This window comes from Legionella qingyii (assembly GCF_003990155.1).
GTDB lineage: Bacteria > Pseudomonadota > Gammaproteobacteria > Legionellales > Legionellaceae > Legionella > Legionella qingyii.
On record NZ_RZGX01000016.1, the window covers coordinates 66,026 to 91,514 of the forward strand.

Genomic DNA, 25,489 nt, shown 5'->3' on the forward strand with positions numbered 1-25,489 from the left:
TTTTTTGTTATCTGAACTGCCGGTAGGGCTTTCTAAAAGTTAAATCTTTTACGACAATGATGTTGAATCGATAACCCGGACGAATGTTTAGAGTCGGTGCTACATTCAGATTTTTTGCCACCAGTTGTGACGTTACTTCGCCTAGCTGTTGACCCAATGCCTGACTTAATACACTGCCCGCTGTAGAGGGGCTAAATCCATACTGATTGGACTGATTACTGTTTTGACTGTAACTGATTCCCCCAACGATACCGGACATCAAGAGGGCTGAACCATAAATTCGTAAGTAATGATTATTTATTTGATCACGAAAGCCTGCGAAACCTGCACTATCAGCTCCTGGCATGGAGCCAATATCCAAAGCTTTTCCATCTGGAAAAGTAAGGCGTTGCCAGGCTACCAGCACCGAACTCTGACCAAAGCTCACCTCACTGGAATAAAGACCAAAAATCTTTGTACCTTGGGGGATTAAAAGATGTTGACCTGTCGCCGTATCATAAACGTTCTGGGAGACTTGACCGATGATTTGCCCAGGCAGTTCAGAAGAAATACCGCTTACCATCACTCCAGGAATAACACTTCCGGCTCTTAACTCGTATCTACTGTTGGGATTCTCGAGTCGTGAATTTAAATGCCAGCGCATTTCATTTTCCTCACCACCCAAAGTTTGCGGCATGGGTCTAGCATTTTGTCGTCCCTCGAGCAGTTGCAGTTGCTCTTTAAAGGAACTGCCGCCATCGACATCGAATGGTGCAACAGAATTGGCTCTGTGTGTAGTCATACTTTCTCTGGTATTTAGGTGAGGATTATCAACCATAATTAATGTTTTTGCTTTGACCGCTTCTTCAAATGCTTGGGTTTTTTCCTGACGAATTCGTTCCAGCTCCGTATCTGATACATTTTGACTATCCATGTCTTGTTTTTGAAGGAAGTTTTGTTCCACAGGTAACTCAAGTACCGGCTCATGATTGATGATGAGTGCCTCAGGCATCACACCGGTTTTGTGATTCCCAACGATTTCATTGGCCAGATTCATGTTATTTTTCTTCTGTCCCGTGACTTTTATTGCCTCTAGAGTTTGGTTTTGTGCATTGGCTCTCTTATGGGAAACAAAGACGATTAACACGACAAAAAGGGTCAACACGCCAATTGCTATCACTAAAGGGAGATTATTCACACGCTTGACTCCTGTTGTTTTGAGTTTTTGCGGTGAACTATTCGGTGATAATAAATCGATGTTTTGGTTCATTTTGTTACTCCTTGTGTGACCATGGGCTGGTTGGAGCGATTTTTTCTTTAGTTTTGACATAGACCCTGCTTAATGTTTGCGAGCCAATATAAAGGCTGACTCGATAGTGAGAGCCTTGCTTCATCTCATCAACTACATAGAAAAAATTTGCTTTTTGTCTCGGTTGGACGTTTTCAATCACGCCATAACCTTTGTTTCGCATTTCATGAATCAAATTAATGCCAAAGCCATCACTGACTTTTTGGCTGATATAAAAAATATTTTGCGCTGGCGGATAAATATGTGTGAGTTGTGACGCAGCATCTTTAGCCAAATAAATATCTTTACTCTGAGAGGCAACTGTAAAATTTCCATACTGCATGCTTGCGCAGCTCGACAAAACAATTACCAACAATAAAACACTTACTGTCCTCATCTCTAGCACCTCGTAATGGTAATTTTTTCTTGAGAAGAGCCACTTCCGATAATCAGTATTGCCTTGTCGAACACACTATCAACAATATATCGGCAGCCCTGCAGGCGATAATTGACCATCACCGATTCTGGTTTTTTAAACAAACCACCATTTCTTAAGACCAGTAGTGCAGGGGCTTCGCTTTCAGACATGCTTCCAGGCATTTCAATAATGGTTTTCACACCATTGTTATAAACCCGAACCGGTTTAAATCGGGAATTGCCTTGTATCCTGTAATTGAAATTAAGATCGCCTAAATATTCGTTGGTTTCTGTGAAGGTATTGGCTTTTCGCTGTTGTGCTTGCATGTGCTGAATCAAACGCCATTTGGCTTTTGCATCATCTGGATAAGTAAAAGAGACATAGGGCATAAACTCGTTTTGATCGGACTTCAACCTAAAATGATAGGTTCTTCTGTCTGTAGTAACGACTAGAGAAGTATCTAGCCCAACATCTTTGGGTTTAATTAACAAGTGAATTTGTTGCTCCATACCTGAACCCGTAATAGAAGGCTCAACGAGAAAACGTGGATCGCCGACATTCATATCGTTAAGCTGCTCACCAGACTGCAACGCAATGTCGCAAATCTGTAATGGTGCGCATACCACCCTGATTTGACCTGAACCATAAACAAAACTTACTGAGCCATCGGAAGAGTGGAATGGCTTGCTGGTTTTGTCACCCTTCTGCCATTCTTCTGCAATGCTTAAAGCCTGCTTTTCCTGATTCGATAATGCAGGGATGCTTTTAGAAAAATAGAAGTTAGCCAGCTCAGAGTTATCCACAGCAAAGCTTGTCAAAGGAAGCATCAAACCAAAGGAAAGAATTATTTTTTTCATGCATTTTCTCCATTCTTTAAGTCATAAGACCAATTGAAATCGCGGACATAAATCAGATGAGGGTTCTTTAAAATCGATTCATTAGATGCATCATTGAGCTCACCATCCTGATACATGGTCACAAGTGCTTTCATCTGGGCGGGCTTTTCTTTGAGCGTTCCGTCACGGTTTCTTACTGTCTCGACCCAATCAACCTGCCAGGTATCGGCAGATTCCTGCAGGACTGAACGAATCTCGATACTGACGATTTCATGAGCTGCACGGTCAAATGGATTGGAGTGTTGTTTGTCACTGTAAAATTCCTGAACTTTGGTCAATGCTGCATCGTTTTGGTTCAAATAGGAATAAACTTGAAATACAGCCTTTTTCTGCAGTGCGACATCTACACTGACCATTCGAATGTTTTCAATGAAATGGGCTGCAGCCGCTCGGTAATCATCGATACTTGCATCACCGACACGATCTGCGCGAGTGACTGAAAGTGTATTGCCGCTGGCATCCTGCTGAAATACCAAGGGGATAAATTTGGACTGACTTCCAATCGTTATGAGCCCACCAATAGCAGCCAAAGTGATTAAAAGACTACCTAGACTTACCAATTGCCATATCTGTAATGATTTCATAAGACCTGCAGTATGAAAATTCCAGGCTCTTTTGGCATTGAGATAAGGATTATCTGTTAAGTTGTTTTTTTTCTTTTTAAGGCTTAACTTTTGTTTTATTTGGTTCATGCTGCTTCTCCAAATTGATTCATCGTAATTCCTTTTTCTAAAAGCCAATATGAAACCCACTCAGCGCCATGTTGAGCCTCAAGCTGTTTCATTCGTTCGATGGAGTCAGGATCTGTGGCACCCACAAATGCTAACGCCAATGGACCTAAAGCCAATTGATAAAGACGCTGTCCTTTTTCACTGACGTAGTAGTAATCACGCTTGGGTTGAGCTGATGCAATGATGTCAATCTGGCGTGGGTTTAACCCCATCCGTTCATAGATCAGGCGTGTTTCAGGATCTCGTGCATAGAGATTAGGTAAAAAGATTTTTGTGGCGGTTGATTCAACTATGATGTCTAAAATTCCAGAATTCGCGGCATGTGATAAATGTTGCGTTGCCATAAACACCACACAGTTTTTCTTGCCCATTGAATCAAGCCATTCAGCAATTTTGTTTTTAAATACCGGGTGTGCCAACATCAGCCATGCTTCATCGAGTAAAATCAGGGTTGGCTTGCCATCCAGTGATGTTTCAATACGTCGAAACAGATACAGCAATACTGGTAAAGCAAATTTCTCACCCAGCCCCATAAGATGCTCAATTTCAAAGGTCATAAATGAGGACAGCCCTAGACCATCGGTTTCGGCATCCAATAAATGCCCCATCAATCCATCGATGGTGTACTGTTTCAAGGTTTCACGGATGGGTTCATCTTGAATGGTCATGACTAATTCAGATACGGTTTTAGAGCCACTCTGATGCATGCTCATGATGGCATGACCAATCTCATTGCGTTGAGCTGGGCTAGTATTTAACCCATTTAAGGCAAGAATCGTATCAATCCACTCCATAGCCCAAGCTCTATCTGCTTTGGTTGATAAAAACTGTAATGGTGCAAATGAGAGGTGCGAGTTTTTATCAGCAATGGTGTAATGTTCTCCTCCACTGGCCTTACACGTTGGATACATGGACATCCCTTTATCAAATGAATAAATCCGTGCATCTTTGTAGCGGCGCCAGGATAGTGCAATTAAACCTAGGTGAGTCGATTTCCCGGAGCGTGTAGGACCAAACATAATACCGTGTCCTAAGTCTCTTACATGAAGATTCAGCCGAAAGGGTGTGTTCCCCGTGGTGACACAATGCATTAATGGAGGGGATAGTGGTGGAAACAGTGGGCAAGGGGATTTGTTTTCGCCGGTCCAAATGCTGGAGGTCGGTATCAAGTCAGCCAAATTCATGGTGTTGATTAAAGGCCGTCTTATATTTTCAACACCATGTCCTGGAAGACTGCCCATAAAGGCATCCATGGTATTAATGGTTTCTGTTCTTGCCGTAAATCCCAAGGCATTGATGTTCTTTTCAATCAAAAGCGCTGCTTTTTCAACTAACTCACGGTCTTCGTTCATCAAAATGACAACCGAGGTGTAATAGCCTTGACCCACCATTCCTGAATTGGTTTCAGCAATGGCTGATTGTGCGTCATTCACCATATTGAGCGCGTCTTCATCAATCACACCTGAATTGGTGTTAAAAACCTGGTCGAAAAATCCCCTGACTTTTTGTTTCCACTTTTTACGGTATTTGGTGAAATGCGCCACCGCTTCATGTGGATCCATAAAAATAAATCGAGAACTCCAGCGATATTCAACTGGCAATTGAGTTAAGGCAGTTAGAATGCCAGGGTAAGACTCCATTGGAAAACCTTCAATCGCCACACATTGAATGAACTTCCGCCCAATTTTAGGCGTGATACCCGATGTTAATTCCTGACCACCGATTAATGCATCAAGGTAAATTGGGTTTTTAGGAAGATTGACTGGATGGTTAAGTCCTGTGACACAATAGTGCAAGTGTCTTAAGAAGTTGTCTTGAAGTACGGTATTGTTATATTCATCACTATGTTGTTCCGCTTTCAGTCGTTCGAGGTTAAGGGCTGAACTTAGTCGCGATTCAAAGTTTCTGCAGGCTTGTTTGAATTCTTCTATCAGTTGATGCGTCTTTGCCTTTTGGCTGAGATTCAATCCTTCGTCATCAAACATCAATTCCACAAAACGCTTTTGGGCAATCACTGGCGGATACCAGGTCAACGTAATCACAAAATACCCCTCATATAGGGTTTCCATGCTTTCAAAAAGTCTTCTTCTTTCCTCATCAACTGCTAAAGAAATTGCGTCTGGGAAATGAGAATGACCCCGCTCACTATAGCCGGGAGCCGCGCATCTCATTGCATCTACATGAATCATCCAGCCATTGCCCATGGCAGCCAATGCCTGATTGATTCGAAACGAGACCATCTCACGAGCCTCATCCGTGGTATTGGCATTATCTTCGCCCTGGTATTGCCAAGCCGCCATAAAAGAGCCGTTTTTACCGACGATCACCCCATCACCGACCACTGAGGCATAATTGAGTAAATCTGCCGTGCCTCCTGAATTATGGCGATGCTTTTTTAAATGATATTTACGACGGCTTTTCAGACGAATTTCCCAAAACAGGAGGCTTAAAAGTAAAAGCCCTGTGGTGCTGATTAAAAAGGTGATTAAGGCAATCATTGATAACCTCTTTTATTTATTTTGAAAGGAGTCGAACGGGCGGAATAGTAAGCCTGGTAACGTCTCTGTCTTAAATATATAGCCCTCATATAAGGGTCGGATTTGGCCATTAAACGAAGCCCTTTCAAGGATAAAAACCACATGACTAAACCTGCAAATGCTGCCAGCCAGTCTTGAGCTGCAAAGATTAGAATGGCTGACAAAAGTCCTGAGAACATGACTAGCTCACGGTCTCCGCCCATAAACAGACTGGGGCGGTTTCCACATCGGCGTATGGGGATGGTACGAAGACTCATCGATGAGTCTCCGTTGCAACGATTTCAACAGATGGCTTAGAAATTTCAGCACCTTTGCCAGTAATTGCCGTCATGGTATTTTGAGCTGCTACCAGAAATGAGAGTACCAACACAAAAAAGACAAGGGATCGCATAAATCCATTTAATTCACCGCCAAAAATAAGCGTCGCACCTGCTGCAACCAATCCAATAATGGCAGCACTAAAGGCAAAAGGGCCTGTAATGGATTTTTGAATTTTAGTTAGCCATGAGTCGAAGGGAAGTCCTCCACCTGCAGAGGAGGCCGCGGCTGGATGAGTGATTAACAACAAAAATAAAACGATTAATCCCATTATCCAGTAATTCTTTTGATTAAACAGAGTTGTTTGATTCATTCTTTTTCTCCTTAAATAAGTTTTTCGATGTTGTAATGTCCGTTTTCATAACCATGGACATTAATTATTTCTTGAATTTGTCGTCCCTGTGGGGTTCTTGAAATGTGCACGACACAATGAACAGCCTCGCCTATTAAAGGTTCAATTTCGGAGGGTGCTGCCGGATTTCTGGTGATGAGTGATTTCAACCGATGAAGTCCTGCAAGACAGTTATTGGCATGCAACGTGGCTGTTCCTCCCTCATGTCCTGTGTTCCAAGCATCCAGCAAGTCAAGTGCTTCACTACCCCGAACTTCACCAACAATGATTCGATCTGGGCGCATTCTGAGAGTGGTTTTTAAAAGCTGGGTCATGCTGACATCAAGCGTGGTATGGTATTGGACACAATTTTTTGCTGCACATTGGATTTCACCGGTATCTTCAATGATAAAAATACGTTCTTCAGGCGCATGAATCACCATTTCACTGATAATGGCGTTCACTAATGTGGTTTTGCCAGAACCTGTGCCGCCAATGACTAAAATGTTTCGGTGTGAAGAGACAGCTTGTTTAATCACCTCGCATTGGGCTTGTGTCATAATTTCTGACTGAACATAGTCATTGAGGGTAAAAACCGATAACGCTTTTTTGCGGATGGCAAAGGTTGGACTTGAAACAACTGGCGGCAGTTGTCCGGCGAAACGTGAGCCATCCAGAGGTAACTCTCCCTCTAGCAAAGGCTTCATACGAGTCACTTCTTTTCCATGAAAACCGGCAACAGTTTTGATGATGGATTCGGCACGTGCTGCATTGATATTCCCTATGCAACGCATGGTTTCACCAAGCTGTTCTTGCCAAAGCCTGCCATCTGCATTCAACATGATCTCTACCGTTTTGGGATCGCTAAGCGCCCCTTCAATCAAACCACCTAAATCACGCTTCAGCTTCTCTTTGGCACGGTCTTTAACCGTTAGTCCTTGTTCAACCAGATCTATCATTGAGTAACCTCATGTTATTGTTGATGGTTCTATGCTGGACTCATCTCGTGTTTAAATTTATTGATTAAGCGATCTACAACGCTTTCTTGATTAGGTACAGGTTCGCGATACCATTCATCCTTTTGACGATCTCGGTTAATTCTGCGTTGAATTTCTTCTCGATGAATTGGGAGGGATTTGGGGGCATCAAAAGCAAGACAAATTTCTCCATGCTGGTATCCAAGGACCGTGCAGTAAATATCTTCACCGATAACCACGGATTCCCCGACTTTTCTTGTTAAAAGTAACATAGTGCTTCTCCTCTTTTTATTTAAGTAAGTAGGCTTTTGCATTGCCGGATATTCTCTTCAACCACAGCTTGGCTTGCTGGTTGATGTGCTTCACCTGCGACATAAAAAGTATTCCGCCGTTTGATGTCACGACAACAACCAATCATCTGCGGCAGACTCGGCGGCATGTCACAATGATCCCGACAAGCTAAAATGGCCTGATTCAAAACCTCATCGCTAAATTGCTCCAATCCTTCCGACCACTCTTTTTTAGCAAACTCCAAAAATCCATCGCTCTTAAACTGACTGCGCCACAAATGCCCATAAAAGACCGCAAAGCGGGTAAACAAGTTCTCAATCCGCTTGTCGGTACCATTGCAAGCTGACGACATTGGTTTGCTGGTATTCATCCTCTGCGGAGCTTGCTGAGTCTTCTGTGTCTTCGTTCCAGAAGGGGTCATGGGCTGTTCCAGTACTTGCGCGATGCTTCTCATTCCTTTTCTCCTGCTTTAATTCGATTGTGACTTCATCTTCCCAACATTTTTGTGACAACCAATTCGCTGGAAATTTCCAGGCAGGGACCCACTCACCATGCGCTTCTTTTGCTTTATGGGCTTTGATTTGGCTATCGAGTGCTTGCAACATGGTTTGCAGTAAATGCTCATCGGGATTGATTTGTTGGAAAATTTCAAAAGCACGATCACGTGACTTTTTTTCGGGGTACATAAGCCAGAAATTGTCGAATTGGCGTAATAAATAAATATAATTATTTTCTTTTATAAGAGGTGTGGCGGCTTTTTGGGGTTCGTCTATGTCGGCTTTTATATCTGTATCCTCAGAAAATTCAGTATTTACAAGGGCTATCTCGTGCGGGTTTGTGGTGGCTTTCTGTGGTGGGTTTATGGCGGCTTTATTTTGGACAGAATAATGCTTTGAAGCTAAGAGACATTTTAAAATGAGTTGCATGCCTTCAGATTGAATCTCAATAATGCCCGCACGTACCAAACCTGAAATTGCACGACGCACTTGATCTCGTGAAAAATTTTGACTTTTAATTCCTTGATGTGGCTCGATATAAAGCTGCTCAGATATCGACTGATAACTAACTCGCCGCTTGATACCTGTTATTCCTGTTTTCACATCCATATACGGTCTTATTCCTCTAAGGTAAGCCAGCTGCTGGATATGAGGTAAACCACTCATTGCCGCCAACTCATCACTATTAATGACGAAATCCATCATGGGTGTATATCCCTGTTAAATCCTCGTTTTTATTTTCATAATGTGATAATCTTTATGAAAATACACTTAAAAATATCACTATTAGTGATTTTAAAGAGAATATATATCACATTACGTGATAAATCAATGATTGAACTTATTTTTATGAGGCGAATTTGGCTGAGCTAAACATTAAAAAAGAAATTGGCAGACGCCTTCTCGAGGCTCGAAAGGCAAAAGGCTTGACACTAAAAGAGCTTGGTGACCTTGCTGGTGGTCTTAAACAAACCCGCTTAACCAATTGGGAACAAGGAACGCGCGCACCTGGCCCAGAAGAAATCAAACAGCTGGCACATGCATTGGATGTTTCGCCAGCTTTTTTAATGTGCTTGTCAGATGAGATGCAAATTAAAAAAACACAAAGCCCTAGTCATTTGATTCCGCTATTGGATTCGCGTCAGGCTTGTGATGCAAAAATGTATATCAATGCTGATTCTGACTGTGAGTTATCTAATGATGTGGTTTTTATTTCTGTTAGCATAAAGCTATTGCCAGAATTAAGTAAGGAAGCATTCGCGCTGAAAATGACAGATGAAAGTATGCTCCCTGAAATTAGAGTGAATGATGTACTAATAATAGATACTTTGATCTCACCAAAACCAGGGGATTATGTTGTAGTTAAAGTAGCTAATAAATCAGAAGTCATCGTTTGCCAATACAAGAAATTGTCTTTTACCTCACCTGAATTCGAACTTCTGACGTTAAATGATAATTGGCCAAATATTAAAGTGGCTGATGGTCTTGAAATAGATATTGTTGGTAAAGTGATCCAAAAAATTCGTTCATACTAATTAACTTAATATACCTATCATCATAGCTCACATATTCTTAGAACGTCTTTTTTCTAATAAAAAATGTAAGTCTATCTATTAAGAATATTTTTTCTCTACCAGCAGAAGTAGAGGTAAAAAAACAGCTTGAAATCCCCCGTATTTTCAACTATTTTCAACTAAATTCCATATAAATGGGTTATGTTCCTATGACTGACAACGACATAATGCTTATTAAGGATTTGGCTAACTATCTGAAAATAGCTGAAAAAACTGCTTATAGGTTTGCTTCGGAAGGTAAAATACCAGGCTTCAAAGTAGGGGCTGCATGGCGTTTTCGTAAAAGCGAAATTGATCAATGGATTAAAAACCAAGAGCAAAAAGCTAAATAACAACAAAGTTAAATATGGAATAAGCAGAATTTTAATAAGAGAATCAAATGATTACAGGTGAAATCAAAAATAAAGTGGATCAGATTTGGAGTGTTTTCTGGTCAGGTGGTGTATCAAATCCTCTATCTGTTATTGAACAAATTACTTATCTACTTTTTGCTAAAAGGTTAGATGAGATTCACACAGCAAGGGAAGCACAAGCCCACTTATTAGGTGAAGAGATTACAGATCCTATCTTTGAAGAGGGACAGGAGCATTTACGCTGGTCAAGGTTTAAGGATTTCGAGCCTAAACGAAAATTTGAAGTATTTAAAGATGAAGTTTTTCCTTTTATTAAAGCACTTAATGGACGTGCTGGTAGTTCGTATACAAAGTTTATGACTGATGCTGTATTTATTATTCCAACCCCAGCCTTGCTTGATAAAGTCGTGAATATGATTGAGCATATCCCCATGCATGACAGGGATACAAAGGGTGACCTATATGAATACATGCTCTCCAAAATAGCGACTGCTGGTAAAAATGGACAATTCCGTACACCGAGACACATTATCAAACTGATGGTTGAGTTAACAAAGCCAACACCACAGGATATTATTTGTGATCCTGCTTGCGGTACTTGTGGCTTTTTGGTTGCTGCTGCGGAATATTTAGAAAAGCACCACAAAGAAATCAATCGTGATAAAAAACTCAAAGATCACTTTAACAATCAAATGTTCCATGGCTCAGACTTCGATTCTTCAATGTTACGCATTGGCGCCATGAACATGACTTTACATGGTATTGAAAATCCAATTATTGAAGATAGGGACTCATTAAGCGAAGACCATGCTGATAAACGTGATGCCTATACGCTTATTCTGGCTAACCCACCTTTTAAAGGATCACTAGATCATGAAAGTATTGCAAAAGACTTGCTCCAAGTAAGCAAGACTAAAAAAACAGAATTGCTATTTATCAGTTTATTTATAAAACAATTAAAACTAGGTGGCCGTTGTGCTTGTATTGTGCCTGATGGCGTATTGTTTGGCTCATCTACGGCGCATCAACAATTAAGACATGCCTTAGTCGAAGAACAAAAGTTAGAAGCTGTTATCTCCATGCCATCTGGTGTATTTAAACCTTATGCAGGGGTATCTACCGCCATATTGATTTTTACGCGCACTGATTCGGGTGGCACTGATAAAGTCTTGTTTTATGATATGAAAGCAGATGGTTTTAGTTTAGATGATAAGAGAGAGCCTATTCAAGCTAATGATATACCTGACATCATTGAACAATATCACCAATACAAGGAAGGTGAGGGTGATTTTTTCGATAAAAAAGGTAAAGCTTTCGTCGTTGATAAAAAAGATATTGCGACGAATAAATATGATCTTTCCATCAATCGTTACAAAGAAGTTGAATATGAAGAAGTAGCCTATGATGCGCCGCAGGTTATTTTAGATAAGCTTGATGACTTGGAGTTGGATATCCAGAGGGACTTGAAGGAATTGAGGGGAATGTTATATGAACATGCCTAACTGCTCAAGCTATCTGAATGAAGTGCGTTTTAATATTACAGATAAAGGTAGATATGATGATCCCCAAAATTAAGTTATCTAAAATATGTAATATTTCAATGGGGCAAGCACCTAAAGGTAGTTCATACAATGATGTTGCTGAAGGCTATCCATTAATTGCTGGTGCTGGCGATTTTGGCATAAGTACTCCAAATCCTAAAAAGCATACTGTAGAACCTACGCGCTTATCCCAAGTAGGCGACTTAATTCTATGTATAAGGGCAACTATAGGTGATTTAAATTGGAGTGATGACGAATATTGTTTGGGACGAGGAGTTGCTGGACTAAGACCTCTACCAGATAAAGTTGATAAAAATTATCTTTGGCATTTTCTTCAATCGTATAAAGATGAACTCCAAAAAAAGGGCACTGGCTCTACTTTCAAACAGATAAGTCGTTTACACATTGAAGAGTTAGAAGTTCCTTTACCAGCACTAAAGGAACAAAAACGTATTGCTGCAATTTTAGATAAGGCGGATGCAGTGCGACGTAAACGCCAACAAGCCATCGAACTTAGCGAACAACTCTTACGCTCAGTTTTTTTGGATATGTTTGGTGATCCAGTCTCAAACTCAAAAGGATTTAAGTTGGTCAATATTTCAGATATAGGAAAAATAATAACAGGAAACACACCCTCAAGAAAAAAAGAGCAATATTATGGCTCCGAAATTGAATGGATTAAATCAGATAACATAAATACCCCATTCCACTATTTAACAAAAGCAGAAGAGTATCTTTCCAAAGAAGGTAAATTGGTCGGTAGGTGTGCTCCGAAAAACTCTATTCTAATAACTTGTATAGCAGGAAGTAAAAACTGCATAGGTAATATAGCAATGACAGATAGAGAGGTTGCATTCAATCAACAAATTAATGCAATCATACCCAATGAAAAAATATTGCTTTATTTTCTATATGCCCAGCTCTTATTTAATAAAGGAATAATCCAGAATGCTTCAACTAATAGTATGAAAGGGATGGTTAGCAAATCTAAACTATCTAATATTAAAATTTTACTTCCACCTATAGTTGAACAAAAGAAGTATACACAGTTCTTTTCAAAAGCAGTAAAGAAATTACAGAAAGATAACCTGGCATATAATGAATTAGATAAGCTTTTTAATGCATTAACGCAAAAAGCATTTAGAGGTGAATTAAGCAAACAATCAGAAACAGAATTAGCATAAAGGATACAATAGGATGGAGCAGAGCAATTTTTCATTTTTATCTGAGCATTGGGACTTCTTACTCCAGGATGCCAAATTTGTGGAAAGCTATGCTTTGCGTGATCCTAGAGCCGCGGCAATCTATGCACGCCGAACATTAGAATTAGCGCTAAAATGGTTATTTGCTAATGATTCAACTATAAAATCACCCTATGAATTAAATCTAGCCTCTATGATTCATGAGCCAAGCTTTTCGAATATGATCCAAAGAGGTTTGTTTTTTGATATTAAATTTATTCACCGATTAGGGAATATCGCAGTACACGGTGACGAGAATATTTCGCCTCAAGAAGGTTTAAAAGCAACCGTTGCACTTCATCAATTCTTAGGCTGGATGGCGCGGGTCTATTCTACTGGCGGCGCAAAACCCGAACAATTCCAAGTAACTTATCTTCCTAAAGCGCAAGAAGATACACCTAAACTTTCCAAACATGAGATTGAAAAAATTCAAGCTGACTTAGAAGCAAAAGATAAAGCAGCTGAGGCTGCTCGAGCTAAGCTAACTCAAACAGAGGCAGAACTTGCCGCCATAAAAGAGCAATTAGCATTACTTCAGGACGTTAAGAAAGCCAATAGGAAAACGATTAGCAGCAATGAATACACGGAGTCACAAACTCGAGAATTGATGATAGATGTCATGTTACGAGAAGCGGGTTGGGATCCGAAAGGAAAAAATGCTGAGGAATTCGAAGTTTTAAACTGTATGCCTACGGTCTCCGGTAAAAATGATGGTACGGGCTATGTTGATTATGTGCTTTGGGGCGATGATAACAAACCACTTGCATTAGTTGAGGCCAAAAAAACAAAAGTAGATCCACAAACAGGAAGTCGACAAGCGGAGCTTTATGCTAATTGTTTAGAGCAGCATCATGGTCAGCGTCCGATTATTTATTTTTCTAATGGGTATAAGACATGGATGTGGGATGATACTTTTTATCCTCCACGAGAAGTGCAGGGCTTTGCCACTAAAGATGAATTACAATGGAAAATCAATCAGCGTAAGAGTCGTCAATCGTTAAACTTGATGCAGCCTAAGACAGAGATTGCTGGTCGATATTACCAAATAGAAGCTGCAGCTCGCGTCATGCAACATTTTGGAGATAATCGTAAACGCAAAAGTTTAATCGTCATGGCAACTGGTACGGGCAAAACTCGTTTGTCCATCGCCTTGGTCGATATGTTATTGCGGGCTAATTGGGTAAGGAAGGTATTATTTTTAGCTGACAGAACCGCTTTATTAACTCAAGCTAGTCGAGCGTTTAAGAAAAATCTTCCTCATGTCAGCCTCGCCAATCTCTTGGGTAAGAAACAAGAGGAAGCGCGAATATTATTCTCAACCTACCCAACCATGCTTAATTGTATTGACGGAACCAAGAAAAAGCAGAGCCAAACATTTAGTGTAAACCATTTTGATTTGATCATTATCGATGAAGCGCATCGGTCTGTTTATCAAAAATATGGTGCCATTTTTGATTATTTTGACTCACTGCTACTTGGATTAACGGCTACACCCCGTGGAGAAGTTGATAGAAACACATATCAATTGTTTGAACTTGATAATCATCAACCAACTTATGCTTATGAGTTAGAGCAAGCAGTCAAAGACGGTTTCCTTGTACCACCTCGCGCTATTTCGGTACCATTGAAGTTCCAAAGAGAAGGAATTAAATACAACGAACTTTCTATTGAAGAACAAGAAGAGTATGAATTGCAGGAGGAGTTTTATGATAAGGAAACGGGCGATCTAAAAGAAGAAATCGGCTCTTCAGCTTTGAATCAATGGTTGTTTAATAAAGATACCGTCAATAAAGTTCTGATGCATTTGATGGAACATGGAATCAAAGTTGAGGGCGGAGATAAAATCGGTAAAACCATTATCTTTGCTAAAAATAAAACACACGCTCAGTTTATAGTCCAACAGTTTGATGAAAATTATCCGCATCTGGCAGGTAAGTTTTGCCGTCGAATTGATCATTCAGTGAAATACTCACAAAGTTTAATTGATGCGTTTAGCCTTAAAACAAAAGATCCTTTTATCGTTGTTTCAGTGGATATGCTTGATACCGGTATTGATGTTCCAGAAGTTGTGAACTTAGTCTTTTTCAAGCTGGTTCGCTCCAGAACAAAGTTCTGGCAAATGATAGGACGTGGCACTAGACCCTGTGAGGATTTATTCGGTCCAGGAAATGATAAAAAGGAATTTGTGATTTTTGATTATTGTGAGAATCTGGAATTTTTTGATACTAATCCAGAGGGGTATGATTCCAGTATTCAAGAGTCTGTTAAGCAGAAAATATTTAATCGTCGATTAGACCTAATAACAGCTTTAGAAAATACAAATATTGTTAATGATGCACTTAAAAGTTTTAGTGGAACTCTAAAAAATCAGCTACATGAAGTTGTTACCACTATGAATATAGACAATTTTATTGTTCGAAAAGAACGAGCAAATGTTGAAAAATATGCCAAGCGAGACCAATGGGATATTTTGAAAGAAGATGACATAAATACACTTAGAAGTAAGCTTAGTGGCTTGCCTTCAATAGACAATGATGATGAGCTTTGCCGTCGATTTGATTTACTGATTTTGAATATTCAGATAGCTATTTTGCAAAATAGCAGAGCACAAGAGAAATACAAATCACAAATCATTGAGATAGCGAAGGGGCTAGAAGACAAATCAAACATTCCTAATGTCGCAAATCAAATGGAGTTAATATTAGATTTGCAAACTGAACAATGGTGGGCGGATGTTTCTTTGCCTTTACTCGAGCAGGTAAGAGTATGCCTTCGAGATCTGACAAGATTTTTAGATAAAGAAACTGTTCTAATCAACGTTTATACTAATTTTGCCGATGAAATTAGGGAAGGTTCTGCAGTATATGATTTGGTGAAAAGCGATTCTAATTTAAAGGATTATAGAGAGAAAGTGCGGAAATTTATCAATGATCACAAAAATCATATCACTATTCGGCGATTAAGAAATAATGAACCAGTTACTCCTACTGACATTGCCGCTCTAGAAGATATTCTTTTTTCAGAATGTGGCGTAATTCCAAAAGAGGACTATCAAAAAATCTTTGGTGAAAAACCTTTAGGCGTATTAGTTCGCTCTGTTGTGGGCTTGAGTCGAAAAGCAGCTAAAGAAGCCTTTGCAGAATTTCTATCAAAAGTGCCATTAGAGCCTGATCAAATAGCCTTCCTCAATGAGGTCATTGAATTTCTTGTACAGAATGGCACCATGGAGCCTAAGGTATTATTTGAAACGCCATTTACGAATATTCATAATTTGGGGATAGCAGGGGTATTTGATGATAAAACGAGTAGACGGTTGATTGATTTAGTTAAACACATAAATGAAAATGCGGGGATGGGTTAAAATTCTAATATCAGTTTGTAATCTTTTATTAATAAAATGTAACCAGGTAATTAGATGAATGTAGAAATTCAAAACTGTAACAATATCGATTCAGCTAAAATAACGATTACTAAGAATAAACTTAATATCAAATTTGCACATAATGGAACTGGGAAAAGTACTATTGCCAAGGCATTACAATGCTTTTCAGCTGGAGATAAGGATCTTTTAGCTGACTTGATGCCTTTTAAGTATAGGGATAGTAATCCTAATAACCTGCAACCGATAGTAAGCTGCATGGAAAAGATTCGAAATATAATGTGTTTTAATGAAGATTATGTTAACCAGTTTACCTTTAAGCCGGAAGAACTAGTAAGTAATAGCTTCGACATATTCATTAGAACGGATGCATATAGGGCGATAGAACAAGAAATAGCTAGTATCGTGCAAACTATCCGGCAGCAATTTACAAACAATTCAGATTTAGAAACGTTGATTTCGAATCTTAAGGGGCTAAGCGATGCATTTAAACTGACAGCATCAGGTCAACTTTCAAAGTCTTCAGCTGGAATGAAGGGACTATCAGTTGGAAACAAAATAACGAACATACCTCAAGGGCTTGAACCATATCAGCCATTCATTCAAAGCCCCAAAAGCGTCAATTGGATTGATTGGCAAACCAAAGGCCATTTAGAATATTCAACTTTATCAACCGCTTGTCCATTTTGTTCAACTGACTCGACAGGCAAGAAAGAGCAAATCAGAAGAGTAAGTCAAGAATACGATAAAAATGTGATAAAGAATCTTGTTGGAATAATCGATGTTCTTGATAAACTGGGTGAATATTTCTCAGTAAATGCGAAAGAAAACTTAGAAATCATTACTTCATTAAAAGAGGGCCTTGAAAAAGAGCATGAGAACTTTATCGTCGAGCTCAAGAATCAAATTGATACTCTGGTTCAAAAGCTAGAGGATGTGAGAACCCTTTCAAGTTTTCATTTTAAGGAAGGCGAAAAAGTTGCAGAGAAGCTAATATCCTATAAACTAGATTTGCATTTTTTATCTCACCTTAACTCAGTTAAAACGCAAGCGACTATCACATCAATAAATTCATCGCTAGATGTACTAATAACACAAGCTGGGGAATTACAGGGTAAAATCAATAGACAGCGAAAAGAAATACAAAAACTCATTGAAAAGCATCAGGCGGATATCAATAGTTTCTTAGCATATGCTGGCTATCGCTATAAAGTGGAAATTGCTGGAGAGCATGGGCGATCTCAACTTAAGCTGTTGCATGTTGACCATAGTCAACATCTAAGTGGTGGGCATCAGCATCTTAGTTTCGGTGAAAGAAATGCCTTTGCTATTGTGTTATTCATGTATGAATGTTTGGCAAAGGCACCTGATTTGATAATATTGGATGACCCAATATCGTCTTTTGATAAGAATAAAAAGTTTGCGATATTAGAAATGTTGTTCCGACGTGATGGAGTATCATGCCTAAAAGGCAAAACGGTTTTGATGTTAACGCATGACATAGAACCCATAATTGACACGCTTAAATCAGTAAAAAAGCAGTTTAGCAATCAGGTCACAGCCACTTATCTCAGATACAATAGTGGTCATGTGCATGAGCGATCAATCTGTGAAAAGGACATAAAAACATTTGCTCAAATATGCCAAACTGCTGTCAACTCAGATTGTGACAATATTATTAAGCTTATATACCTAAGACGTTATTATGAGATTATGGATGATCATGGTGAGGCATATCAGGTTTTATCAAATCTGTTTCACAAAAGAAAAAAACCTCTTGATTCAAGGGAGCCACTAGGTAGAGATGGTAAATATCCTGAGATGGATCCTGCCAAGCTTTCTAATGGTATTGATGAAATAAGAAAAAATCTACCTGGATTTGACTACGAGAATATGCTCAGAAATATATCAGATACGAATAGTTTAAAATTCTTGTACCATGACTGCCAAAACGGATATGAAAAGTTACAAGTGTTTAGACTTATTGGTATAGACATTGAAAATTCGATTATTCAAAAATTTATCAACGAAACATATCATATTGAGAACGAATTTATATGTCAGCTAGACCCTACACAATTTGACCTTGTACCTGAATATATCGTCGATGAGTGCAGTAAGAAATTGCAGGAAGTTAAATGAGAATCCTCCATACATCCGACTGGCACTTAGGCCGAATCCTTTATGGTAGAAAACGTTATGAAGAATTCGATGCTTTTTTAACTTGGCTTGCTGAGACGATTCATAATAATGAAATCAATGTCTTGCTGATAGCGGGGGACGTATTTGATACCACGGCACCGAGTAATCGAGCTCAGGAACTTTATTACCGATTTCTATGTAGGGTTGCCAGCTCATCCTGCCGGCATGTGGTCGTTATCGCAGGCAACCACGATTCACCATCTTTCCTGAATGCACCCAAGGAGTTACTTAAAGTCCTTAATGTTCACGTGGTTGGTAGTATCTCTGAGGATCTTGAAGATGAGGTGTTGGTGCTTCGAAATAAGCAGGGTACCCCAGAAGTGATTGTCTGTGCTGTGCCATACCTTCGAGATAAAGATATCCGTGTGGCGGAAGTTGGCGAGAGTATAGAAGATAAGGAACGGAAGCTGATTGAAGGTATCCGCAATCACTATGCTAATGTCGCTGTCTTGGCTGAACAGAAGCGCAATGAACTAGGGGTTAATATTCCTATCGTAGCCATGGGACATTTGTTTACGGCCGGTGGGCAAACCTTTGATGGTGATGGTGTGCGAGATCTTTATGTTGGATCCCTGGCTCATGTAACGGCTAGTATTTTCCCGACCTGCTTCAATTATTTGGCACTAGGCCACCTGCATGTACCGCAGAAGGTCAACAATTCAGAAATTATACGCTATAGCGGATCTCCTTTGCCTATGGGATTTGGAGAAGCAAAACAGCAGAAGAGTGTTTGCCAGGTAGTATTTCACAGTAATGAAACATCCACACAGCTGATTGATGTTCCCGTGTTTCAGAAACTTGAGCGTGTCAAAGGGGACTGGGTTGATATTTCAAATCGCATTCTCGAATTGAAAGTAATAGATTCAAAATGCTGGGTTGAAGTTATTTACGAAGGCGATGAACTTATTGGTGATCTGCAGGAGCGCTTGGAAACTATTATTTCAGGCACACAATTGGAAATTCTTCGAGTAAAAAACAATCGGATCATAGATCGTGTGCTGAAACAAATTCATGAAGAGGATACACTGGATGATTTGAATGTGAACGTTGTGTTTGAGCGATGTCTATCTGTTCATGATATACCAGAAGATCAACGACAGGAACTGATCCTGACCTACCAAGAAACGCTTTCGTCTCTCTATGAAGACGATGTGCAGGCTGAATAAAGAGGCGACCAATGAGAATATTGCAGGTGCGTTTTAAAAATCTGAACTCGCTGGTCGGTGAATGGAAAATCGACTTAACACACCCAGCTTTCACGTCCGATGGCATTTTTGCTATTACCGGACCCACTGGTGCAGGTAAGACAACGATTCTTGATGCTATTTGCCTTGCTCTTTATGGACGGACGCCTCGCCTGAATAAGATAAGCAAGAGTGGAAATGAAATTATGTCCCGTCAGACTGGTGAATGTTTTGCTGAGGTGTCGTTTGAAACTCAGACCGGTCGATATCGGTGTCATTGGAGTCAACGTAGAGCGCGTAACAAAACTGATGGTGAACTGCAGCCTCCTAAGCACGAGATTTCTAACGCAGATTCTGGTGAAATCTTTGAATCCAAGATCAGGGGTGTAGCTGATCAAATCGAATTAGCTACCGGCATGGATTTTGACCGGTTCACCAGATCAATGTTGTTAGCTCAAGGCGGTTTCGCTGCGTTTCTACAGGCTGATCCAAATGAAAGAGCTCCAATCTTGGAACAAATTACCGGAACAGAGGTTTACAGCCAAATATCTATCCGTGTTCATGAACGTCAACGTGAAGAACGAGAGAAACTGGATATTCTTCAGGCTGAAACAGCAGGAATTGTAATTTTGGAACCTGATCAGGAAAATGAGATAGGGCAGGCACTCGAGGCAAAACAAAAAGAAGAAGCAGAACTTACCGCCAGGATCGAGAAAATAGGAAAAGATATTTCATGGCTAACTACCATAGATGGATTAAAGAGGGACTTATATAACCTAGTTGATGAATCCAACATATTGCATACTGATCTTGAAGCATTCAAACCGAATCGTGACAAACTTACCCAGAGTTTAAAAGCAGCATCTCTTGATGGTGTATACGCAACACTAACTGCATTTCAAAAACAACAGAGTGAAGATCAAATAGCACTGAAGAAGGAAGAAGATATTCTTCCTGAATTAGAAGTATCTGCCAAGGAGAAGGCTGAATACTTGAAATTGGCTGAGCAAAAAACAGTTATAGCCAAAGAAGCATTTAAATCTGCTGCACCTATATTGCAGAAGATTCGTTCCCTAGATCAGCGGCTTGCCGAACAAGAAAAAGCTGTTTTGGAAGTTGATGTTAACTGTAAGAAAGATGCGACCAAGATAGCTGAAGATAAAAAAGCCAAACAAATGGAGCAGGAAAAATGTACTGGAGTCCAAAGGGCTCTGGAACTTATTAACTGTTATTTAAAAGAGCATATCCAAGATGAATGGCTTATCGGCGGTCTTGCTGGTATTGAAGAACAGCTAGGTAGCCTAATTTCTAAACAAAAGGAAATTGTTGAAAAAGAAATTGTCCGTGATAAAACCATAACTGCCTTGCAATTGGCGAAAAAGTCATTTGATGATTGCCAGAATCAATGCAATATTCTGAGGAAGGAGCTAGTTGACGCCTCAACAAGACTACAGCAAGGCAAAGATACTTTGAGTCAGTTATTGGGGGGTAGACTGTTACGTGAATACCGTATAGAGAAAGAAACTTTGTTACGTGAAATTGCTTTTCTAGCAAAAATAGCGGAACTTGAAGAACATCGACTTAAATTGGAGGATGGCAAACCTTGCCCACTATGTGGTGCAAAAGAGCACCCATTCGCAGAAGGCAATATTCCTACTTCAGATAAATCTGAACAGAAGATCGAAGCTTTGACTGAGCTTATTAACAAGGCTGAGGAGCAGGAAATATCTATTAAGAAGCTTGAAGAGAATGTGATTGAGGCACGTAAGAATCTGATGGATGCTGAAAAGCAGGAGATAGCAGCAGATAATGAGAAGAAATCAACAGATAAAACCCTAGCAAATATAATGGAGTCTTTAGAAAAACTCCATACCAATTTTACAGAACGCAGGGAGACTTTGTCTGCTAAACTCCTGCCACTAGGCATTTCGGAGCTCTCTGATGACAATATTTCGGTAATATTGGAGGTCTTACAGGCACGGTTGGATGCATGGCAATCTCAGACTACGAAAAGAACTGATTATGAGAAACGGATTGCTGCATTCGAAAGTGAGATGAGTCGTCTGGATGGAGTCATTGACACTCAAAGTATAGCCCTGGCTGAAAAGCAATCACGCTTGGAAGTAATGACCAAGGATTTCATCGCTGTAAAGGAAGAACGAAAAGCGATATATGGTGACAAAAATCCCGATAATGAGGAGTTTCTTTTGCATAAGGCTGTTTCTGATGCGGAAAGTGCTGAAAAACAAGCTAGAGATCAACATAATGAACTCCAGAAAAAATGGAATACTGTAAAGTCCTACATTGAATCCCTGAAAAAACGCATTGACCAGCAAGAGCATGAGTTAAGAAGATTAGAAACTGAATTTTCTGCGGCTCATGTCTCTCTGGGGTTTACTAATAAAGAAAAGTTTATAGAAGCCAGATTGTCTCCTGTGCAGAGAGATGATCTAGCTGCGCAGGCTAAGAGATTGGATGAACGTCAAACAGAACTTAACGCTAGACAAAAAGATAGAGAAACGCGCTTAGCCACTGAAATGGCTAGAAAATTTACTGACAAACCACTGGATGAACTCGAACCTGAATTCAAGGATTATGAAAAATCACTGAGAGAGACAAGGGATATCATTGCAGGTTTCAAGCACAGACTAAGTGAAAATATGGCTGCAAAAGAGCAGATAAAAGAAAAGCAAATGGTTATAGAAGTCCAGAAAAAAGAGTGCCAGCGGTGGAGAAACTTGCACGAATTGATCGGGTCTGCTGATGGCAAGAAGTATCGCAACTTTGCCCAAGGGTTGACCTTTGAAATGATGATTGGTCATGCCAATCGACAACTGCAAAAAATGACTGACCGCTATTTACTACTCCATGATGACGCTCAGCCTCTGGAGCTAAATGTAGTTGACAACTATCAGGCTGGTGAAATTAGGTCTACGAAAAATTTATCAGGCGGTGAGAGCTTTATCGTCAGTTTATCCTTGGCACTTGGTTTATCCCATATGGCAAGCAAGAAAGTCCGGGTGGATTCTCTATTCCTGGATGAGGGCTTTGGCACGCTTGATGATGAAGCTCTTGATACTGCATTGGAAACTCTTTCAAGTCTGCAGCAGGACGGCAAACTTATTGGTGTAATTTCGCACGTACAGGCTTTGAAGGAGCGGATCAGTACCCAGATCAAGGTAATACCTCAAACTGGGGGCAGGAGCCGGCTTTGTGGCCCTGGTTGCATTAGATCTAGCGCTAAAGATCAGTCTATTTAAGCAGATTAATACATAGTAATAAAGAAGAGTTATGATGTTACTATTAAAGACAGATTTTTTTTCCATTTTTTTCTAAAACAATATTATAGCCACAGGCATGAGATACATTAAGAAAATTTGTTAATTTCATATCTTCTTGTACGCCTGATCGCAAGTTTTGTATGGCTGTAGTGGAAAGACCTGACTCATTGGCTAGTTTTCTGACGCTTTTTTTGCTGGTTTCCATTAATTCGCGAATAATTTCAGACAATAGAAACTCTTTGTATTCTTCTTCAAACTGTTTTTTGAAAGCAGGATCTTGCATTTCTCGTTCGAACGTTGATAGTGGTTTGTTACTCATAATATTTACCTCGCTCTACACGACTAATATAATCATTTCGACTGTTTATCGCTTTATCTTTTTCGTTAGTGGGTAGCTTTTGTTGTTTTTTGCAAAAGCCATTGGTAATAACAATTTTCTTACCCTCATAGAAAAAACATAAAAAACGCTCAGGTTGTGGCTTAAAAGCATAAATTTTATCACCTTCATTCCTGAATTTTGTTTTATCTTTAATCTCTCCATTATCTCCCATTCGTTTTAATAATTTTAACAGCTGAATTTTTTCGGATTTATCTAAGCTGTTATAATATTCCAATGCATCACTATGCTTTTTGTCATCAAAATACCATTCAATGGTATAAGCTTCACCTTCATAAGCTATAAACTCAACTCTTTTCATCATAATTAAGTGTACCAATAAAGTTGTACATTGTCAAAAAATAATACGATCTACCCTTTACAGAACTACATTTTCAGAAACTAAGTTCATTATATAGTCTGACCATTTCTCCAGGGCGTCTTTTCTCTGTGGTAACATCTCATTTTTGTTATAAGTAGCCATAATCTTAGGCATCTTATGTCCTAGACATTTTTCGATGACAACGGGATCAATATTTAATGTTTCACCCAGCTGGGTTGCAAATGTTCGGCGCAGATCGTGAGCCGTCCATTTTTCGATTCCGACTCTTTCTTGTAAACGATTGACTGCTTTGGGTAGTGCTCTGTCGCTGATTGGGTTTATACCGTCTGCGCCGCTGATTACATAATCCCCTATATTGCAATGGTAAAGCTCCAGAAATAAGGATTTGACAGGTTCGGTTAAATGGACACGCATGGTGATGCCAGTTTTGGTGTTTGCAGCGGGGATAGTCCATAGAGAGTTTTCAAAGTCAAACTCTTTCCATTTGGCGATTCTTAGTTCGCCGGTGCGGACGCCAGTTAGTAGTAATATTTTAATGGCATTGGTGATTTGTAAAGAGACGCCATGCTTGCCATTATTTAAGAATTGCCAGAGCTGTTTAATTTCATCTAATGTCAGATGTCGCTCTCTTGGCTTTTCCACCCCACCAATATCACGGGCACGGATGTTTGCTGCCTGGTTGACCGTAAGCTCTCCCCGGCTAACAGCATAATTAAACGCTTGTTTAAGTGCACTGAGAACTTTATTGGCATGGACAGGGGAGCCTCTATTAACGATTTTATCTAACGACCAAGTAATATCTTTTGTTTTAAGTTCCTCAACCTCTATGTTTCCAAGCATTGGTATTATATCTGCCTTAATTAATTGCTCTATTTGTTCAGGGCATTTTCGGTGGCGTTTGATGTAATTATCGAACCAATTTGTAACAAGATCTTTGACAGTAAATCGCTCTTCTTTTTGGGTAATCATGATCTTTTTAGGGTTACTGCCGCTTCTTTTTATTTCCCTTAAATCCATGAACTGTCTTTTTGCATCTGCTAAACTAACTGATGGATAATTACCAATGGTAATGTGGTCCTTTTTTCCATCTATTTTGTAGCGGTATACCCAGGTTTTTGTACCAGTAGGGTATACAAATATTCCAAAACCATCTCCTTCAAATAGTTCAATACGCTTGTCTGATGATTTTAAGTTTTTGATGTAGGTATCGGTAAATCTGACCATGTTGTTCCTTTTACTGGTTACTTCACTGGGTACTTTATGGTGTTTTTGAATGTTATTGGATGTTATCGATTGATATTTATGATATGCTTTACATCTTTATGTATCAAGGTTTTTTGACTGAAAAGGTATAAAAATATTATTCCAATTAAATCTATAGTTTGCAGTATGGGGTGCTAGTGGTCGAAGGTTCAAATCCTTCCGTCCCGACCAATCCCAGTAAGGGTTTCCAGAAGAACCCTAAAATTAAAAAAAGATTTTGGTACCACTCTTGGTACCGGTTTCGAAATCCTTGGGCTCTTCCCCAAATCAGGGGGCACTAATCAAGAACACAGGCTCTTCCCCAAATCAGGGGGCACTAATCAAGAACACAAGGCTCTTCCCCAAATCAGGGGGCACTAATCAAGAACGGCTCTTCCCCAAATCAGGGGGCACTAATCAAGAACACAAAACTTTAACCCTTAACCTATAATTTTCAAAATTTCTAAATCCATAAGCACGTCTTTGAATCAGCTTCATCTTCCTATGAAA

At 39.7% G+C, this 25,489-nt stretch carries 23 protein-coding genes; 8 read left to right on the forward strand and 15 right to left on the reverse strand.

From position 1 onward, the window contains the following. Positions 1–7: 7 nt before the first annotated feature. From ELY20_RS12350 to ELY20_RS12400, 11 genes are read right to left on the reverse strand one after another with little or no spacing between them, the layout of a single operon-like run. Positions 8–1,249 carry a TrbI/VirB10 family protein gene (locus ELY20_RS12350; protein WP_110142762.1) on the reverse strand — a complete coding sequence of 414 codons (1,242 nt, stop codon included), beginning with the start codon at positions 1,247–1,249 and terminating at the stop codon, positions 8–10. A 4-nt stretch (positions 1,250–1,253) separates the two neighbouring features. Then, positions 1,254–1,664, reverse strand: coding sequence for a conjugal transfer protein TrbH (locus tag ELY20_RS12355; RefSeq protein ID WP_110142761.1), 411 nt, complete (start codon positions 1,662–1,664; stop codon positions 1,254–1,256). 2 nt (positions 1,665–1,666) lie between these two features. Beyond that, complete coding sequence (trbG, locus tag ELY20_RS12360) at positions 1,667–2,542, reverse strand: P-type conjugative transfer protein TrbG (RefSeq protein ID WP_110142760.1); 876 nt, start codon at positions 2,540–2,542, stop codon at positions 1,667–1,669. Then, the gene (locus ELY20_RS12365; protein ID WP_110142759.1) at positions 2,539–3,273 is read right to left on the reverse strand and encodes a conjugal transfer protein TrbF; all 735 of its coding nucleotides are present in this window, start codon (positions 3,271–3,273) and stop codon (positions 2,539–2,541) included. The genes trbG and ELY20_RS12365 overlap by 4 nt, the downstream gene beginning before the upstream one ends. After that, positions 3,270–5,810, reverse strand: coding sequence for a VirB4 family type IV secretion/conjugal transfer ATPase (locus ELY20_RS12370; RefSeq protein ID WP_110142758.1), 2,541 nt, complete (start codon positions 5,808–5,810; stop codon positions 3,270–3,272). The genes ELY20_RS12365 and ELY20_RS12370 overlap by 4 nt, the downstream gene beginning before the upstream one ends. Next, positions 5,807–6,106 carry a conjugal transfer protein TrbD gene (locus ELY20_RS12375; RefSeq protein WP_110142757.1) on the reverse strand — a complete coding sequence of 100 codons (300 nt, stop codon included), beginning with the start codon at positions 6,104–6,106 and terminating at the stop codon, positions 5,807–5,809. Before ELY20_RS12375 ends, ELY20_RS12370 begins: the two co-directional genes overlap by 4 nt. After that, a complete protein-coding gene (locus ELY20_RS12380) occupies positions 6,103–6,480 on the reverse strand; it encodes a TrbC/VirB2 family protein (protein ID WP_110142756.1) in 378 nt (125 codons plus the stop codon). The genes ELY20_RS12375 and ELY20_RS12380 overlap by 4 nt, the downstream gene beginning before the upstream one ends. Positions 6,481–6,491: 11 nt before the next feature. Next, positions 6,492–7,457 carry a P-type conjugative transfer ATPase TrbB gene (gene trbB / locus ELY20_RS12385; protein WP_110142755.1) on the reverse strand — a complete coding sequence of 322 codons (966 nt, stop codon included), beginning with the start codon at positions 7,455–7,457 and terminating at the stop codon, positions 6,492–6,494. A gap of 29 nt (positions 7,458–7,486) precedes the next feature. Then, positions 7,487–7,747 carry a carbon storage regulator gene (locus ELY20_RS12390; protein WP_110142754.1) on the reverse strand — a complete coding sequence of 87 codons (261 nt, stop codon included), beginning with the start codon at positions 7,745–7,747 and terminating at the stop codon, positions 7,487–7,489. Positions 7,748–7,767: 20 nt separating this feature from the next. Beyond that, complete coding sequence (locus ELY20_RS12395; protein WP_407656335.1) at positions 7,768–8,136, reverse strand: Vir protein; 369 nt, start codon at positions 8,134–8,136, stop codon at positions 7,768–7,770. Then, a complete protein-coding gene (locus ELY20_RS12400; protein ID WP_110142752.1) occupies positions 8,081–8,965 on the reverse strand; it encodes a hypothetical protein in 885 nt (294 codons plus the stop codon). Before ELY20_RS12400 ends, ELY20_RS12395 begins: the two co-directional genes overlap by 56 nt. Positions 8,966–9,123: 158 nt before the next feature. Here ELY20_RS12400 and ELY20_RS12405 point away from each other — a divergent pair, with 158 nt between their 5' ends. From ELY20_RS12405 to ELY20_RS12440, 8 genes are all read left to right on the forward strand, one after another. Continuing rightward, positions 9,124–9,798, forward strand: a complete 675-nt coding sequence (locus ELY20_RS12405) for a LexA family protein (RefSeq protein WP_110142751.1) — start codon at positions 9,124–9,126, stop codon at positions 9,796–9,798. A 188-nt stretch (positions 9,799–9,986) separates the two neighbouring features. Continuing rightward, entirely contained in the window at positions 9,987–10,169 is a 183-nt protein-coding gene (gene mads1 / locus ELY20_RS12410; RefSeq protein ID WP_110142750.1) for a methylation-associated defense system helix-turn-helix domain-containing protein MAD1, read from the forward strand. Between the two features lie 47 nt (positions 10,170–10,216). Next, positions 10,217–11,692, forward strand: a complete 1,476-nt coding sequence (locus ELY20_RS12415; protein WP_110142749.1) for a type I restriction-modification system subunit M — start codon at positions 10,217–10,219, stop codon at positions 11,690–11,692. A gap of 53 nt (positions 11,693–11,745) precedes the next feature. Further along, the gene (locus ELY20_RS12420; RefSeq protein ID WP_158618880.1) at positions 11,746–12,915 is read left to right on the forward strand and encodes a restriction endonuclease subunit S; all 1,170 of its coding nucleotides are present in this window, start codon (positions 11,746–11,748) and stop codon (positions 12,913–12,915) included. Positions 12,916–12,928: 13 nt separating this feature from the next. Next, entirely contained in the window at positions 12,929–16,333 is a 3,405-nt protein-coding gene (locus tag ELY20_RS12425) for a DEAD/DEAH box helicase family protein (protein ID WP_110142747.1), read from the forward strand. Between the two features lie 54 nt (positions 16,334–16,387). Then, the gene (locus ELY20_RS12430; protein WP_110142746.1) at positions 16,388–18,493 is read left to right on the forward strand and encodes an AAA family ATPase; all 2,106 of its coding nucleotides are present in this window, start codon (positions 16,388–16,390) and stop codon (positions 18,491–18,493) included. Then, complete coding sequence (locus tag ELY20_RS12435; RefSeq protein WP_110142745.1) at positions 18,490–19,719, forward strand: exonuclease SbcCD subunit D C-terminal domain-containing protein; 1,230 nt, start codon at positions 18,490–18,492, stop codon at positions 19,717–19,719. Before ELY20_RS12430 ends, ELY20_RS12435 begins: the two co-directional genes overlap by 4 nt. An 11-nt stretch (positions 19,720–19,730) precedes the next feature. Then, on the forward strand, positions 19,731–22,997 hold the full coding sequence (locus tag ELY20_RS12440) for an AAA family ATPase (protein ID WP_110142744.1): 3,267 nt from the start codon (positions 19,731–19,733) through the stop codon (positions 22,995–22,997). 43 nt (positions 22,998–23,040) lie between these two features. Here the strand turns inward: ELY20_RS12440 and ELY20_RS12445 are convergent, their stop codons facing one another. The 4 genes from ELY20_RS12445 to ELY20_RS12460 form a co-directional block, all read right to left on the reverse strand. Then, positions 23,041–23,337, reverse strand: a complete 297-nt coding sequence (locus ELY20_RS12445) for a hypothetical protein (RefSeq protein WP_110142743.1) — start codon at positions 23,335–23,337, stop codon at positions 23,041–23,043. Next, positions 23,330–23,719: a type II toxin-antitoxin system RelE/ParE family toxin gene (locus ELY20_RS12450; protein WP_110142742.1), complete on the reverse strand. Its 390-nt coding sequence runs from the start codon at positions 23,717–23,719 to the stop codon at positions 23,330–23,332. The genes ELY20_RS12445 and ELY20_RS12450 overlap by 8 nt, the downstream gene beginning before the upstream one ends. 54 nt (positions 23,720–23,773) lie before the next feature. After that, a complete protein-coding gene (locus tag ELY20_RS12455) occupies positions 23,774–24,961 on the reverse strand; it encodes a tyrosine-type recombinase/integrase (protein ID WP_110142741.1) in 1,188 nt (395 codons plus the stop codon). 435 nt (positions 24,962–25,396) lie between these two features. Further along, positions 25,397–25,489, reverse strand: a 93-nt coding sequence (locus tag ELY20_RS12460; RefSeq protein ID WP_148112446.1) for a transposase, incomplete at its 5' end; no start/stop codon positions are given.

What these genes read in the sequence shown, in the direction of transcription:
- ELY20_RS12430 (WP_110142746.1), top strand. Translation starts at nt 16,388, where the DNA reads ATGAATGTAGAAATTCAAAACTGTAACAATATCGATTCAGCTAAAATA.
- ELY20_RS12435 (WP_110142745.1), top strand. Translation starts at nt 18,490, where the DNA reads ATGAGAATCCTCCATACATCCGACTGGCACTTAGGCCGAATCCTTTAT.
- ELY20_RS12445 (WP_110142743.1), bottom strand. Translation starts at nt 23,337, where the DNA reads ATGAGTAACAAACCACTATCAACGTTCGAACGAGAAATGCAAGATCCT.
- ELY20_RS12370 (WP_110142758.1), bottom strand. Translation starts at nt 5,810, where the DNA reads ATGATTGCCTTAATCACCTTTTTAATCAGCACCACAGGGCTTTTACTT.
- ELY20_RS12365 (WP_110142759.1), bottom strand. Translation starts at nt 3,273, where the DNA reads ATGAACCAAATAAAACAAAAGTTAAGCCTTAAAAAGAAAAAAAACAAC.
- ELY20_RS12350 (WP_110142762.1), bottom strand. Translation starts at nt 1,249, where the DNA reads ATGAACCAAAACATCGATTTATTATCACCGAATAGTTCACCGCAAAAA.
- ELY20_RS12390 (WP_110142754.1), bottom strand. Translation starts at nt 7,747, where the DNA reads ATGTTACTTTTAACAAGAAAAGTCGGGGAATCCGTGGTTATCGGTGAA.
- ELY20_RS12375 (WP_110142757.1), bottom strand. Translation starts at nt 6,106, where the DNA reads ATGAGTCTTCGTACCATCCCCATACGCCGATGTGGAAACCGCCCCAGT.
- mads1 (WP_110142750.1), top strand. Translation starts at nt 9,987, where the DNA reads ATGACTGACAACGACATAATGCTTATTAAGGATTTGGCTAACTATCTG.
- ELY20_RS12455 (WP_110142741.1), bottom strand. Translation starts at nt 24,961, where the DNA reads ATGGTCAGATTTACCGATACCTACATCAAAAACTTAAAATCATCAGAC.
- ELY20_RS12450 (WP_110142742.1), bottom strand. Translation starts at nt 23,719, where the DNA reads ATGATGAAAAGAGTTGAGTTTATAGCTTATGAAGGTGAAGCTTATACC.
- ELY20_RS12400 (WP_110142752.1), bottom strand. Translation starts at nt 8,965, where the DNA reads ATGGATTTCGTCATTAATAGTGATGAGTTGGCGGCAATGAGTGGTTTA.
- ELY20_RS12395 (WP_407656335.1), bottom strand. Translation starts at nt 8,136, where the DNA reads ATGAATACCAGCAAACCAATGTCGTCAGCTTGCAATGGTACCGACAAG.
- ELY20_RS12415 (WP_110142749.1), top strand. Translation starts at nt 10,217, where the DNA reads ATGATTACAGGTGAAATCAAAAATAAAGTGGATCAGATTTGGAGTGTT.
- ELY20_RS12420 (WP_158618880.1), top strand. Translation starts at nt 11,746, where the DNA reads ATGATGATCCCCAAAATTAAGTTATCTAAAATATGTAATATTTCAATG.
- ELY20_RS12440 (WP_110142744.1), top strand. Translation starts at nt 19,731, where the DNA reads ATGAGAATATTGCAGGTGCGTTTTAAAAATCTGAACTCGCTGGTCGGT.
- trbG (WP_110142760.1), bottom strand. Translation starts at nt 2,542, where the DNA reads ATGAAAAAAATAATTCTTTCCTTTGGTTTGATGCTTCCTTTGACAAGC.
- trbB (WP_110142755.1), bottom strand. Translation starts at nt 7,457, where the DNA reads ATGATAGATCTGGTTGAACAAGGACTAACGGTTAAAGACCGTGCCAAA.
- ELY20_RS12425 (WP_110142747.1), top strand. Translation starts at nt 12,929, where the DNA reads ATGGAGCAGAGCAATTTTTCATTTTTATCTGAGCATTGGGACTTCTTA.
- ELY20_RS12380 (WP_110142756.1), bottom strand. Translation starts at nt 6,480, where the DNA reads ATGAATCAAACAACTCTGTTTAATCAAAAGAATTACTGGATAATGGGA.
- ELY20_RS12355 (WP_110142761.1), bottom strand. Translation starts at nt 1,664, where the DNA reads ATGAGGACAGTAAGTGTTTTATTGTTGGTAATTGTTTTGTCGAGCTGC.